The 13,462-nt window shown below is 61.5% G+C and carries 11 protein-coding genes; 7 read left to right on the top strand and 4 right to left on the bottom strand.

Annotated features, from left to right (window positions below; translation table 11 throughout):
* Positions 1-11: 11 nt before the first annotated feature.
* The 4 genes from murA to hisC all read left to right on the top strand — a co-directional run bounded on the left by murA (position 12) and on the right by hisC (position 4,557).
* Entirely contained in the window at positions 12-1,277 is a 1,266-nt protein-coding gene (murA, locus tag QIW53_RS23590) for a UDP-N-acetylglucosamine 1-carboxyvinyltransferase (protein ID WP_371051976.1), read from the top strand.
* Between the two features lie 128 nt (positions 1,278-1,405).
* Positions 1,406-2,041 (top strand): ATP phosphoribosyltransferase, encoded by a 636-nt coding sequence (gene hisG, locus QIW53_RS23595; protein ID WP_192309717.1) that lies wholly within the window; start codon positions 1,406-1,408, stop codon positions 2,039-2,041.
* Between the two features lie 126 nt (positions 2,042-2,167).
* The gene (hisD, locus tag QIW53_RS23600; RefSeq protein WP_371051977.1) at positions 2,168-3,502 is read left to right on the top strand and encodes a histidinol dehydrogenase; all 1,335 of its coding nucleotides are present in this window, start codon (positions 2,168-2,170) and stop codon (positions 3,500-3,502) included.
* Positions 3,503-3,504: 2 nt separating this feature from the next.
* Positions 3,505-4,557, top strand: coding sequence for a histidinol-phosphate transaminase (gene hisC, locus QIW53_RS23605; RefSeq protein ID WP_371051978.1), 1,053 nt, complete (start codon positions 3,505-3,507; stop codon positions 4,555-4,557).
* Between the two features lie 85 nt (positions 4,558-4,642).
* Here hisC and QIW53_RS23610 read toward each other — a convergent pair whose 3' ends face one another.
* The 4 genes from QIW53_RS23610 to algW form a co-directional block, all read right to left on the bottom strand.
* The gene (locus QIW53_RS23610) at positions 4,643-5,059 is read right to left on the bottom strand and encodes a hypothetical protein (RefSeq protein WP_371051979.1); all 417 of its coding nucleotides are present in this window, start codon (positions 5,057-5,059) and stop codon (positions 4,643-4,645) included.
* Positions 5,060-5,278: 219 nt separating this feature from the next.
* Complete coding sequence (locus tag QIW53_RS23615) at positions 5,279-5,998, bottom strand: DUF4198 domain-containing protein (protein WP_371051980.1); 720 nt, start codon at positions 5,996-5,998, stop codon at positions 5,279-5,281.
* Between the two features lie 12 nt (positions 5,999-6,010).
* On the bottom strand, positions 6,011-8,116 hold the full coding sequence (locus QIW53_RS23620) for a TonB-dependent siderophore receptor (RefSeq protein WP_371051981.1): 2,106 nt from the start codon (positions 8,114-8,116) through the stop codon (positions 6,011-6,013).
* A gap of 87 nt (positions 8,117-8,203) precedes the next feature.
* On the bottom strand, positions 8,204-9,364 hold the full coding sequence (algW, locus tag QIW53_RS23625; protein ID WP_371051982.1) for a Do family serine endopeptidase AlgW: 1,161 nt from the start codon (positions 9,362-9,364) through the stop codon (positions 8,204-8,206).
* A 102-nt stretch (positions 9,365-9,466) separates the two neighbouring features.
* Between algW and QIW53_RS23630 the strand changes: the two genes are divergently transcribed.
* The 3 genes from QIW53_RS23630 to cysN all read left to right on the top strand — a co-directional run bounded on the left by QIW53_RS23630 (position 9,467) and on the right by cysN (position 13,321).
* Positions 9,467-10,225 (top strand): Nif3-like dinuclear metal center hexameric protein, encoded by a 759-nt coding sequence (locus QIW53_RS23630; RefSeq protein WP_371051983.1) that lies wholly within the window; start codon positions 9,467-9,469, stop codon positions 10,223-10,225.
* A 270-nt stretch (positions 10,226-10,495) separates the two neighbouring features.
* Positions 10,496-11,413: a sulfate adenylyltransferase subunit CysD gene (cysD, locus tag QIW53_RS23635; RefSeq protein ID WP_077045300.1), complete on the top strand. Its 918-nt coding sequence runs from the start codon at positions 10,496-10,498 to the stop codon at positions 11,411-11,413.
* Between the two features lie 9 nt (positions 11,414-11,422).
* Entirely contained in the window at positions 11,423-13,321 is a 1,899-nt protein-coding gene (gene cysN, locus QIW53_RS23640) for a sulfate adenylyltransferase subunit CysN (protein WP_371051984.1), read from the top strand.
* Positions 13,322-13,462: the final 141 nt, after the last annotated feature.

Raw genomic sequence — 13,462 nt, forward strand, 5'->3', positions numbered from 1 at the left:
TCGAGATTCTTATGGATAAACTGATTATTACCGGTGGCACTCGTCTTGATGGCGAGATCCGCATCTCCGGGGCAAAGAACTCTGCCCTGCCGATCCTGGCGGCTACCTTGCTGTGCGACGGGCCGGTCACGGTCGCCAACCTGCCGCACCTGCACGACATCACCACCATGATCGAGCTGTTCGGCCGCATGGGCATCGAACCGGTGATCGACGAGAAGCTGGCAGTCGAAATCGACCCGCGCACCATCAAGACCCTGATCGCTCCGTACGAACTGGTTAAAACCATGCGTGCGTCGATCCTGGTACTGGGGCCGATGGTCGCCCGTTTCGGTGAAGCCGAAGTCGCGTTGCCCGGCGGTTGCGCCATCGGTTCGCGTCCGGTCGACCTGCACATCCGTGGCCTGGAAGCGATGGGCGCGATCATCGACGTCGAAGGCGGCTACATCAAGGCCAAGGCCCCTGAAGGCGGCCTGCGCGGTGCGCACTTCTTCTTCGATACCGTCAGCGTGACCGGTACCGAGAACATCATGATGGCCGCTGCCCTGGCCAAGGGCCGCAGCGTGCTGGCCAACGCCGCACGCGAGCCGGAAGTGGTCGACCTGGCTAACTTCCTGAACGCGATGGGCGCCAAGGTTTCCGGTGCTGGCACCGACACCATCACCATCGATGGCGTCGAGCGCCTGCACACCACCACTTACAAGGTGATGCCTGACCGTATCGAAACCGGCACCTACCTGGTGGCCGCTGCCGTGACCGGCGGTCGTGTGAAGGTCAAGGACACCGATCCGACCATCCTCGAAGCCGTTCTGGAAAAACTTCGCGAAGCCGGCGCCGAGATCACCACCGGTGAAGACTGGATCGAGCTGAACATGCACGGCAAGCGGCCCAAGGCCGTGAACGTGCGGACCGCTCCGTACCCGGCGTTCCCGACCGACATGCAGGCGCAGTTCATTTCGCTCAACGCCATTGCCGAAGGCACCGGCGCTGTGATCGAGACGATCTTCGAAAACCGCTTCATGCATGTGTATGAACTGCACCGCATGGGCGCCAAGATCCAGGTCGAGGGCAACACCGCCATCGTCACCGGTACCGAAAAACTCAAGGGCGCGCCAGTGATGGCCACCGACCTGCGTGCTTCGGCGAGCCTGGTGATCTCGGCGCTGATCGCCGAAGGCGACACCCTGATCGACCGCATCTACCACATCGACCGTGGCTACGAGTGCATCGAGGAAAAACTGCAGATGCTGGGTGCCAGGATCCGTCGCGTTCCGGGCTAGTTTCTGCGTCATGGGCACAGGGACGTGCCCGTCGAATTGTTCCAAGTCGAGGGTGGTTGCACCCTCGATCTGTGTCCGGCGCCATTTGCGATCGGGCATGAGTACCTTGATAAGGACTGACGTTTCCCATGTTGACCATCGCACTGTCCAAGGGCCGCATCCTTGACGACACCCTGCCGCTTCTCGCCGAAGCGGGCATCGTGCCGACCGAGAATCCGGACAAGAGCCGCAAGCTGATCATTCCCACGACCCAGGACGATGTACGCCTGCTGATCGTGCGCGCCACCGATGTGCCGACCTACGTCGAGCATGGTGCCGCTGATCTGGGCGTCGCCGGTAAAGATGTGTTGATGGAATACGGTGGCCAGGGCCTGTACGAACCGCTGGACCTGCAGATTGCCCGGTGCAAGCTGATGACGGCCGGCAAGGTCGGCGCGGTCGAGCCCAAGGGCCGCCTGCGTATCGCCACCAAGTTCGTCAACGTTGCCAAGCGTTACTACGCCGAACAGGGCCGTCAGGTCGACATCATCAAGCTGTACGGCTCGATGGAGCTGGCGCCGCTGATCGGTCTGGCCGACAAGATCATCGACGTGGTCGACACCGGCAACACGCTGCGGGCCAACGGCCTGGAACCGCAGGATTTCATCGCCGATATCAGCTCCCGGCTGATCGTCAACAAGGCTTCGATGAAAATGCAGCACGCCCGAATCCAGGCGTTGATCGACACCCTGCGCAAGGCAGTGGAGTCTCGACACCGCGGCTGATTCACCTGCGCGACGTTGAGTCGCGCCCGTCTATCCGCCTCATAGCCAGAATTCTCGGGTGCCCAAGCGGAAACGACTGCTAAGTTAGGGCGCCTGAGTTTTTGCCAATCCTATGAGGCTCTCGCTATGACCGCACTGACTGCAATTCGCCGACTCAACGCTGCTGACCCGGATTTCGCACATCATCTGGATCATTTGCTGAGCTGGGAAAGTGTGTCTGACGACTCGGTCAATCAGCGTGTGCTGGACATCATCAAGGCGGTGCGCGAGCGTGGCGATGCGGCGCTGGTGGAGTTCACCCGGCAGTTCGACGGCCTGGACGTCAAGTCCATGGCCGACCTGATCCTGCCGCGCGAGCGCCTGGAACTGGCCCTGACCCGGATCACCGTGCCACAGCGTGAAGCGCTGGAGAAAGCCGCGGCCCGGGTGCGCAGCTACCACGAGAAGCAAAAGCAGGATTCCTGGACCTACACCGAAGCCGACGGCACCGTGCTCGGCCAGAAGGTCACGCCGCTGGATCGCGCCGGCCTGTACGTACCGGGCGGCAAGGCGTCTTACCCGTCGTCGGTGTTGATGAACGCGATTCCGGCCAAGGTTGCCGGCGTGACCGAAGTGGTCATGGTGGTGCCGACCCCGCGCGGTGAAATCAATGAACTGGTGCTGGCTGCGGCCTGCATTGCCGGCGTCGACCGCGTGTTCACCATCGGTGGTGCGCAGGCGGTGGCCGCGCTGGCCTATGGTACGGAAAGCGTGCCGCAGGTGGACAAGGTGGTGGGACCGGGCAACATCTATGTCGCGACCGCCAAGCGTCACGTGTTCGGCCAGGTCGGCATCGACATGATTGCCGGCCCGTCGGAAATCCTCGTGGTGTGCGACGGCAAGACCGACCCGGACTGGATCGCCATGGACCTGTTCTCCCAGGCCGAGCACGACGAGGACGCCCAGGCGATCCTGGTCAGCCCGGATGCCGAATTCCTCGACCAGGTGGCCGCGAGCATTGCCAAATTGCTGCCGACCATGGACCGCGCCGCCATCATCGAGACCTCGATCAATGGCCGTGGTGCGTTGATTCAGGTGCGCGACATGGAACAGGCCATCGAAGTCGCCAACCGCATTGCGCCGGAGCACCTGGAATTGTCGGTGGCCGATCCGCAGGCCTGGTTGCCGCAGATCCGCCACGCGGGTGCGATCTTCATGGGTCGCCACACCTCCGAAGCCCTGGGCGATTATTGCGCAGGCCCGAACCACGTATTGCCAACGTCCGGCACCGCGCGGTTCTCGTCGCCGCTGGGTGTGTACGACTTCCAGAAACGCTCGTCGATCATCTTCTGCTCCGAAGCCGGCGCCTCCGAACTGGGCAAGACTGCCTCGGTACTGGCCCGTGGCGAATCGTTGAGCGCCCACGCGCGCAGTGCCGAATACCGCATCGCCGATAAAGACTTTCAAGGGCAGGGAAACTGAATATGAGTAAATTCTGGAGCCCGTTCGTCAAGAACCTGGTGCCCTACGTACCGGGCGAGCAACCGAAACTGGCGAAACTGGTGAAGCTCAACACCAACGAAAATCCGTACGGTCCATCGCCCAAGGCGTTGGCCGCCATGCAGACCGAGCTCAGCGACAACCTGCGCCTGTACCCGGACCCGAACAGCGACCTGCTGAAAAACGCCGTCGCCCGCTATTACGGGGTGAAAAGCGATCAGGTGTTCCTCGGCAATGGTTCCGACGAAGTCCTGGCGCACGTTTTCCACGGCTTGTTGCAGCACGATAAACCGCTGCTGTTCCCGGACATCAGCTACAGCTTCTATCCGGTCTACGCCGGGTTGTACGGCATCACGTTCGAGGCGGTGCCGCTGGACGCGCAGTTCCAGATCGATCCGGCGGACTACGCGAAGCCGAACGGCGGGATCATTTTCCCCAACCCGAACGCCCCGACCGGTTGCCTGCTGGCCCTGGACGCGGTCGAGCAGATCCTCAAGGCCAGCCCGGATTCGGTGGTCGTGGTGGACGAGGCCTACATCGACTTCGGGGGTGAAACCGCGATCAGTCTGGTGGACCGCTATCCGAACCTGCTGGTCACCCAGACCCTGTCCAAATCCCGTTCGCTGGCCGGCCTGCGGGTTGGCCTGGCGGTGGGGCATCCGGACCTGATCGAGGCGCTGGAGCGGATCAAGAACAGCTTCAATTCCTACCCGCTGGACCGCCTGGCGAACGTAGGGGCGGCGGCGGCCTTCGAAGATCGTGAGTACTTCGACAAGACCTGTCGCCTGGTCATCGAAAGCCGCGAGTGGGTCACGGAACAACTGCAGGCCAAGGGCTTTGAAGTGCTGCCGTCGGCGGCCAACTTCATTTTCGCCCGTCATCCGCAGCACGATGCGGCAGGCCTGGCGGCGAAGTTGCGCGAGCAAGGAGTTATCGTCCGGCACTTCAAGCAGGAGCGCATTGCGCAATTCCTGCGAATTTCGATCGGTACGCCGGAGCAGAATCAGGCCTTGATCGAGGGGCTTGGGCAACTCTGACGGGAGGGTTGACGCGGTTCCCGGTTTTTCGTGGGAACTGCGTCATGCCGTGAGAATCGCCATGCGTCTTGCGCCCGGCTCGACTTTAACGCTTGTCTGCCTTGAAGTTGATGATGGCGCTGTCATCGTCTCCAAATGTCATGACGATGTTGGCCTCGACTGTTCGATAAGCGTTCTTGAAGGCCCCGGTGATGGCACCCGTCCTTGGTTCATGACGGGTGTTGTCATAAACCAGAACCCAGCTGTAACGGTGCGGTGTTTTACCTTTCTCGTAAAACTCCTGAAAGTTCATCGGCGGATTGTCGGTAAAACTTGCAATGAATACATCGTTCTCCGTTCCGCCCCTCGAGCTGCCCTCTGCCTGTAAAAAGGTGGCGTAAACCAGGCTCTGGTTGAAATAGACGATCTTCGACTTGAGCGTCTGCCCCTTCCACTTGATGGTGGCCTCTCCAATCTCGAATTCCCTGACGGATTTAACGTCAAACTCCTGTTGAGTTCCCATGAGCCTTCCTCACGCAATTTGAAAGTTATCTGCCGGGGAAGCATAGGGTTGTGAATAGTTGCCAGTCACTGTCAGAAATGACAGGGGATTAGACCTTATTGAAATAAAGACAGGTGTGGGAGCGAGCCTGCTCGCGATAGCTATTTTGAACTCATTATCCATCCATGCCGGAATTGAGCTCCTGGCTCGAGCAGGCTCGCTCCCACATTAGAGGGCGATCTATTCGTGATGCGCTTCGCCCAGGAAGGTCAGCGAGCTGAACAACCCGCGGCTGCTGATATCTGCACTGTCCTTCACCGGCACTTGCACCTGCGCTGCAATCACATTCAGCCCCTCATTGCGCACCAGAACCTGCGCCCGCCCGTCCTTGTCGGTTTCGGTGGTCAAAGTGTTCGGCGCGTTGCGATAGTCGCCGACCAGCTTCACGCCTGCTGCCGGTTTGCCATCCAGCAGGACCCGCACCGGCAGTGGGTTGCCGGGGCCGACGGTCAGTGGATCGACCTCCGGCAGAATCAGCAATTTGATCGAGTCGAGTTTGGGCAGCTTCGCCCCCGGCTGATAAAGCGCCAGGCTGTACTTGAAGGTCTGGGTCGACTCGATGGCTCCCGGCACTTTGCTGCGCCCTTCGTTGATCCACTTTTTGTCCGCCGTCTGCGACCACATGCCGTTGTTCAGTGCCACGGCAATGACGGCGGGAGGTTTCAGCGGTTGCAGGCGGGCGTGATCGGCCAGGCGCTGAACGGTCACCGGGATCATTCTGGCATTGGCGTCATACGCCCAGGCACCGCTGATTTTCTGCGCCTTGAAAGCGTTGTCTTCGGCGCCGTGGCCGTAGATCACTTCGATGTTGCCGCGACGCTGTTCGGTCCACAGGCCATGGGCCGAGACCTGGGTGGCGAACAGCAGGCCGAGCAGGGCCAGGGATTTGACAGGGAGCATGGTGACGTCCTTTTACAGGTTGAGGGTCAGGCTGACGGTGAAGTTGCGTGGCTCGCCGGGGTTGACCCAGTAGTTGCTGTACGAGCGCTCGAAGTATTTCTCGTCGAAAAGGTTGTTGAGGTTCAGGCCGACGGTGACGTTGTCGCTGGCCTTGTAGTGCGCGAGCAGGTCGACGGTGTGATAGGCCGGCAGTTCGAAGTCGCTGCCGGCCTCGCCCGAGCGATCGCCGACGTAGGTGAACGCCGCGCCGACGTCCGAGCCGCGCAGGTGCCCGTCCTGAAACTCGTACACCCCCAGCAGGCTGCCGCTGCGCTTGGCCACGCCGAGGATGCGGCTGCCGGCGGGAATCACCGCGTCGCCTTTGGTCACTTCGGCGTCGATGTAGGCGAAGGCGCCGATCACCCGCACGGCGTCGGTCACCTGCCCGCTGACTTGCAGATCGAAACCCTGGCTGCGGGCCTTGCCCATGGCGCGGCTGGTATCGGTGCCGGGATCGAGGGCGAGGACGTTTTCCTTGTCGATACGAAAGAAGGCGAGGGTGCTGCTCAATCGGTCGTCGAACAGCTGGTTCTTGATCCCGACCTCGTAGCCGACGCCTTCTTCCGGGTCGAAGGACCGGCCGTTGGCGTCCAGGCCATTGTTCGGTTTGAACGAGGTGGAGGCATTGGCGAACACACCGGTTTGCGGGGTCAACTGATAGAGCAAGCCGGCGCGCTGGGTCAGGGCGTCGTGGGTCTGGCGGCTGGTGGCTGCCCGGCTGTGGTCGTCAATGCGCTGGTCGAAATGCTCGAAACGCGCACCGATCATGCCCCGCAGCTTGTCGGTGAAGGTGATCTGGTCCTGCAGGTTCAGCGCGTGGCTTTCGACGTGTTCGAAAAAGTCAGTGCCCGAGCGCGCACCGTTGGGTTTCGGCTGGCCGTAGACCGGGTTGTAGACGTCGATGGCATAAGGACCGCCAGCGATGGTGGTGACGCGTTCATCCTTGCGATAGTTCTCGTACTCGCTGCCGATCAGCAGTTCATGCTGCCAACTGCCGAGGTCGAACAGGCCGCGCAGTTCAAGCTGGGTGATGCTGTCGTGCCAGTTGTTGTCACGCTCGCGATAACGCCGGTTGACCGTGTGGCCATCGGCATTCAGCGCACGCTGCTCGCTGGCGTTGCCCCACAGTTTGCCTTCCTTGTAATGGCTGGCCAGGCGCAGTTTCCAGCGGTCGTTCAGATGATGTTCGAGCGCGGCCTGGAGCATGTTGTTGTGGTTGTCGATGTCGCCGTCGTTGGGTTCGCCGAGGAAGGTCGAGCGCGATACGCCGCTCCAGCGGTTTTTCGGCGCGACGATGCCGCGATCGAATGTCGAGCTGTGGCGCACGAACTCGCTTTCCATCAGCAGGGTCGTGTCGGGGTTCAGTTGCCAACTGAAGGAGGGGGCGATGAACACTCGCTTGCTCGTGACGTGATCGCGAAAGCTGTGGTTGTCTTCAACGGCGAGGTTGATCCGCGACAGCACATCGCCCTGTTCGTCCAGGGGCGTGTTGACGTCCAGTGCGGTGCGGTAGCGATCCCAGCTGCCAGCGCTGGTTTGCAGGGTGGTGAAGGCTTCGCGCTGGGGTTTCTTGGTGACGATGTTCACCGTGCCGCCCGGGTCGCCTCGGCCATAGAGGCTGGCGGCCGGACCCTTGAGCACTTCGATGCGTTCGATGTTGGCCACGTCCGGCGTGCTGGGGTAGCCGCGATTGGCACTGAAGCCGTCCTTGTAGAACTCCGAAGTGGTAAAGCCGCGCACGCTGTATTCGTACAGCGTCAGGCCGCCGAAATCGTTCTGCTTCGAGACGCCGCCGGCGAAATCCAATGCGCGCTCGACGCTGGTACTGCCCAGATCCTTGAGCACGCTCGCCGGCACCACGCTGATTGCCTGTGGGATATCGGCAATGGCGGTGTCGGTCTTGGTGGCGCTGGATGAGCGGGTAGCGCGATAACCCTGGACCGGACCGGTGGGGGATTCGTAGTCGGAGGTGACGTTGATGGCGTCGAGTTCAAGGCGCAGTGGTTCTGCGGCTAGGAGCGGATCAGCCAGCAATCCAAGGGTCAGGCCAAGGAGCGAGGCCTTTTTGCGAGACGACATGTTATGTTGTTCCAATTGCTAGAATTGAAACAATATAACATGTCCAATGAGAATGTCTTCCAGTAGCCCGAAAAGTTCGGGCCAGGCTTAGTTCTCTTCTTTTTCCTTCACTGGCGCAGGCGGCGGACGCAGCCCGATTTCCGCCGTGAGCTTGAGCTCCTTGCCGTTGCGCATCACCAGGATGGTGACCTTGTCGGTCGGTTTGATCCGCGCCACCTGGTTCATCGAGCGACGGCCGTCACCGGCGGGTTCGCCATCGATGGTCAGGATCACGTCACCCAGTTGCAGGCCGGCTTTCTGCGCCGGACCGTCACGGAAAATCCCCGCGACCACGATGCCTGGACGTCCCGACAAGCCGAAGGACTCCGCCAGTTCCTGGGTCAGCGGCTGCACCTCGATCCCGAGCCAGCCGCGAATCACCTGGCCGTGTTCGATGATCGACTTCATCACCTCCATCGCCAGCTTCACCGGGATTGCGAAACCGATGCCTTGCGAACCGCCGGACTTGGAGAAGATAGCCGTGTTGATGCCGGTGAGGTTGCCATTGGCATCCACCAGTGCGCCGCCGGAGTTGCCCGGGTTGATCGCGGCGTCGGTCTGGATGAAGTCTTCGTAGTTGTTCAGGCCCAGCTGGTTGCGGCCGGTGGCGCTGATGATGCCCATGGTCACGGTCTGGCCAACGCCGAACGGGTTGCCGATGGCCAGCGCCACGTCGCCGATGCGGATGTTGTCGGAACGGCCGACGGTGATCGAAGGCAGATTCTTCAAGTCGATCTTCAGCACCGCCAGGTCGGTTTCCGGGTCGCTGCCGATCACGCGGGCCAGGGTTTCCCGGCCATCCTTGAGCGCGACGACAATCTGGTCGGCGCCGCTGGTCACGTGGTTGTTGGTCAGCAGGTATCCTTCCGGGCTCATGATCACACCGGAGCCGAGGCTCGATTCCATGCGTTTCTGCTTGGGCGAGTTGTCGCCGAAGAAGCGCCGGAACTGCGGGTCTTCGAACAATGGATGGTTGGGCCGGCTGACCACCTTGGTGGTGTACAGGTTCACCACCGACGGCGCGGCGGTGGTCACGGCGTCGGCATAGGACACCGGGCCCTGCTGCGTGGTGGTGGTTTGCGGGGCTTGCTGCAGGTTGACATCGAGACTCGGCAGGCCGACCCACTCCGGGTAACGCTGGATAATCAACAGAGCGATAAGCACGCCGGCCAACAGCGGCCAGCCGGAAAAACGCAGCGCCTTGAGCATGAAGCACGTCCTGAGAGGTTGCAGGCGGTATGAGACCGCCCATAATGTCGCGCATTATACGAGGCCGCGCGCGCCTCTGAACGGGATATTTAGGAGTCTTTTATGGCCGTCGCCCTGAGCACACTCGTCGAAGAAGCCGACCGTTACCTGAACAGCGCCAGGATCGCCGATTATTGCCCCAACGGATTACAAGTCGAAGGTCGCCCGCAGGTGATGCGCATTGTCAGTGGCGTCACCGCCAGCCAGGCATTGCTGGACGCCGCCGTCGACGCGCAGGCCGACCTGGTGCTGGTGCATCATGGCTATTTCTGGAAGGGCGAAAACCCCTGCATCACCGGCATGAAGCAACGCCGCCTGAAAACCCTGCTCAAGCACGACATCAGCCTGCTGGCCTATCACCTGCCGCTGGACCTGCACCCGGAGGTCGGCAACAACGTGCAGCTTGCGAGACAATTGGACATCACCGTCGAAGGCCCGCTCGACCCGGATAACCTGAAAGTGGTGGGCCTGGTCGGCTCGCTGAATGAGCCGGCGACCCCTCGGGATTTCGCCCGTCGGGTGCAGGAGGTCATGGGCCGTGAACCCTTGCTGATCGAAGGCAGCGAAATGATCCGGCGAGTCGGCTGGTGCACGGGCGGCGGCCAGGGTTACATCGACCAGGCGGTGCTGGCCGGCGTCGATCTGTACCTCAGTGGCGAAGCTTCGGAACAGACCTTCCACAGCGCCAGGGAAAACGGCATCAGCTTCATCGCCGCCGGTCACCACGCCACCGAACGCTATGGCGTCCAGGCGTTGGGCGATTACCTGGCGCGACGTTTTGCCGTCGAGCACATCTTCATCGATTGCCCGAATCCGATTTGACCCGACTCGGTTCCCTGTCCCTGTAGGAGCGAGCATGCTCGCGATGGAGGTTCAGGCAGCGCGGGCATTCAGACAGCCAGTGTCATCGTTGACGACCATCGCGAGCTTGCTCGCTCCTACAGGAATCGGGCCTTACCGCCCAAACGCCGGAGTATATCCATATACCCTTTCGATCTAGTCCGAGCCCTGATTAGAAGAGGTCGCTGTGCTAGGATTCCTCGCTCGAACACGGCCCGCTGGCCGTTCATAAGAAAGTTTTCGTGAGTAGCCATGGTCGACAAACTGACGCATCTGAAACAGCTGGAGGCGGAAAGCATCCACATCATCCGCGAGGTGGCCGCCGAGTTCGACAACCCGGTGATGCTGTACTCCATCGGTAAAGACTCCGCCGTGATGCTGCACCTGGCACGCAAGGCCTTTTTCCCCGGCAAGCTGCCGTTCCCGGTGATGCACGTCGACACTCGCTGGAAATTCCAGGAGATGTACAAGTTCCGCGACAAGATGGTAGCGGACCTGGGCCTGGACCTGATCACCCACATCAACCCCGATGGCGTGGCGCAGAACATCAACCCGTTCACCCACGGCAGCGCCAAGCACACCGACATCATGAAGACCGAAGGCCTGAAGCAGGCCCTGGACAAGCATGGTTTCGACGCCGCGTTCGGCGGTGCCCGTCGCGATGAAGAGAAGTCCCGCGCCAAGGAGCGCGTGTACTCGTTCCGCGACAGCAAGCACCGCTGGGACCCGAAGAACCAGCGTCCCGAGCTGTGGAACGTCTACAACGGCAAGGTCAACAAGGGCGAGTCGATCCGCGTGTTCCCGCTCTCGAACTGGACCGAGCTGGATATCTGGCAGTACATCTACCTCGAAGGCATCCCGATCGTGCCGCTGTACTTCGCCGCCGAGCGTGAAGTGATCGAGAAGAACGGCACCCTGATCATGATCGACGACGAGCGCATCCTCGAGCACCTGAGCGATGAAGACAAAGCCCGCATCGTCAAAAAGAAAGTGCGTTTCCGTACCCTTGGCTGCTACCCGTTGACGGGCGCGGTGGAGTCCGAGGCCGAAAGCCTCACGGACATCATTCAGGAAATGCTCCTGACGCGAACTTCCGAGCGCCAGGGCCGTGTCATAGACCACGATGGCGCAGGCTCGATGGAAGACAAGAAACGTCAAGGTTATTTCTAAGGGGCTGTCATGTCGCACGCATCTGATTTGATCAGCGAGGACATCCTCGCCTACCTGGGCCAGCACGAACGTAAAGAGCTGCTGCGCTTTTTGACCTGCGGTAACGTCGACGACGGCAAGAGCACCCTGATCGGGCGCCTGCTGCACGACTCCAAGATGATCTATGAAGATCATCTGGAAGCGATCACCCGCGACTCTAAAAAAGTCGGCACCACCGGCGAAGACATCGACCTGGCCCTGCTGGTCGACGGCTTGCAGGCCGAGCGCGAGCAAGGCATCACCATCGATGTCGCCTACCGCTACTTCTCCACCGCCAAGCGCAAATTCATCATCGCCGACACCCCCGGCCATGAGCAGTACACCCGCAACATGGCCACCGGTGCATCCACCTGTGACCTGGCGATCATCCTGGTCGACGCCCGTTACGGCGTGCAGACCCAGACCCGTCGCCACAGCTTCATCGCCTCTTTGCTGGGCATCAAGCACATCGTCGTCGCCATCAACAAGATGGACCTCAAGGACTTCGACCAGGGCGTGTTCGAGTCGATCAAGGCCGACTACCTGAAGTTCGCCGAAGGCCTGAAGATGAAGCCGACGAGCATGCACTTCGTGCCGATGTCGGCCCTCAAGGGCGACAACGTGGTGAACAAGTCCGAGCGCTCGCCGTGGTACACCGGCCAGTCGCTGATGGAAATCCTCGAGACCGTGGAAGTGGCGGGTGACCGCAACTTCACCGACCTGCGTTTCCCGGTGCAGTACGTCAACCGTCCGAACCTGAACTTCCGCGGTTTCGCCGGCACCCTGGCCAGCGGTATCGTCAAGAAGGGCGACGAAGTGGTGGTCCTGCCGTCGGGCAAGAGCAGCCGGGTGAAATCCATCGTCACCTTCGAAGGTGAACTGGAACACGCCGGTCCCGGTCAGGCAGTGACGCTGACCATGGAAGACGAAATCGACATCTCCCGTGGCGACCTGCTGGTTCACGCCGACAACGTGCCGCCGGTGACCGACAGCTTCGAAGCGATGCTGGTGTGGATGGCTGAAGAGCCGATGCTGCCGGGCAAGAAGTACGACATCAAGCGCGCCACCAGTTACGTGCCGGGTTCCATCGCCAGCATCGTCAACAAGGTGGATGTGAACACCCTGGAAGAAGGTCCGGCCAGCGCGTTGCAGCTGAACGAGATCGGCAAGGTCAAGATCGCGCTCGACGCACCGATTGCTCTCGACGGTTACGACAGCAACCGCACCACCGGCGCGTTCATCATCATCGACCGCTTGACCAACGGCACCGTGGGCGCGGGCATGATCGTCGCGCAACCGCTGGCGCATGGCACCAGCACCCACCACGGCAAACTGGCCCACGTGGCCACCGAAGAGCGTGCCCAGCGCTTCGGCCAGCAGCCGGCCACCGTGTTGTTCAGTGGCCTGTCGGGCGCTGGCAAGAGCACCCTGGCCTATGCGGTCGAGCGCAAGCTGTTCGACCTGGGCCGTGCGGTGTTCGTGCTCGATGGCCAGAACCTGCGCCACGACCTCAACAAGGGTCTGCCACAGGATCGCGCCGGGCGTACCGAGAACTGGCGTCGTGCCGCGCACGTGGCGCGTCAGTTCAATGAGGCCGGTTTGCTGACCCTCGCAGCCTTCGTCGCGCCGAGTGCCGAAGGCCGTGAACAGGCCAAGGACCTGATCGGCAAGGAGCGTCTGCTGACGGTCTACGTCCAGGCCTCGCCGGCGGTGTGCGCCGAGCGTGATCCGCAAGGCCTGTACGCGGCGGCCGGGGACAACATCCCGGGCGAGTCCTTCCCGTACGACGTGCCGCTGGATGCCGATCTGGTGATCGATACCCAGTCCGTGTCGCTGGAAGAAGGCGTCAAGCAAGTGCTGGATCTGCTGCGCAAGCGTGGCGCGATCTAAGCTTTAGCGGCCAAAGAAAAACCCGCCGATGAGTGATCATCCGGCGGGTTTTTTGTGCGCGACTCGGTCCACTGTGGGAGCGGGCTTGCTCGCGAAGGCGGTGTGTCAGTCAACATCAAGCTGGCTGATCCACCGCCTTCG

Source organism: Pseudomonas fluorescens, assembly GCF_041354075.1.
Classification (GTDB): domain Bacteria; phylum Pseudomonadota; class Gammaproteobacteria; order Pseudomonadales; family Pseudomonadaceae; genus Aquipseudomonas; species Aquipseudomonas fluorescens_CE.

Bases quoted from the DNA above. Each gene is read 5' to 3' on its own strand.
- algW (WP_371051982.1), bottom strand. From the start codon at position 9,364: ATGCTCAAGGCGCTGCGTTTTTCCGGCTGGCCGCTGTTGGCCGGCGTG.
- hisD (WP_371051977.1), top strand. From the start codon at position 2,168: ATGACCGCACTGACTGCAATTCGCCGACTCAACGCTGCTGACCCGGAT.
- cysN (WP_371051984.1), top strand. From the start codon at position 11,423: ATGTCGCACGCATCTGATTTGATCAGCGAGGACATCCTCGCCTACCTG.
- QIW53_RS23630 (WP_371051983.1), top strand. From the start codon at position 9,467: ATGGCCGTCGCCCTGAGCACACTCGTCGAAGAAGCCGACCGTTACCTG.
- QIW53_RS23610 (WP_371051979.1), bottom strand. From the start codon at position 5,059: ATGGGAACTCAACAGGAGTTTGACGTTAAATCCGTCAGGGAATTCGAG.
- murA (WP_371051976.1), top strand. From the start codon at position 12: ATGGATAAACTGATTATTACCGGTGGCACTCGTCTTGATGGCGAGATC.
- hisC (WP_371051978.1), top strand. From the start codon at position 3,505: ATGAGTAAATTCTGGAGCCCGTTCGTCAAGAACCTGGTGCCCTACGTA.
- cysD (WP_077045300.1), top strand. From the start codon at position 10,496: ATGGTCGACAAACTGACGCATCTGAAACAGCTGGAGGCGGAAAGCATC.
- QIW53_RS23615 (WP_371051980.1), bottom strand. From the start codon at position 5,998: ATGCTCCCTGTCAAATCCCTGGCCCTGCTCGGCCTGCTGTTCGCCACC.
- hisG (WP_192309717.1), top strand. From the start codon at position 1,406: ATGTTGACCATCGCACTGTCCAAGGGCCGCATCCTTGACGACACCCTG.
- QIW53_RS23620 (WP_371051981.1), bottom strand. From the start codon at position 8,116: ATGTCGTCTCGCAAAAAGGCCTCGCTCCTTGGCCTGACCCTTGGATTG.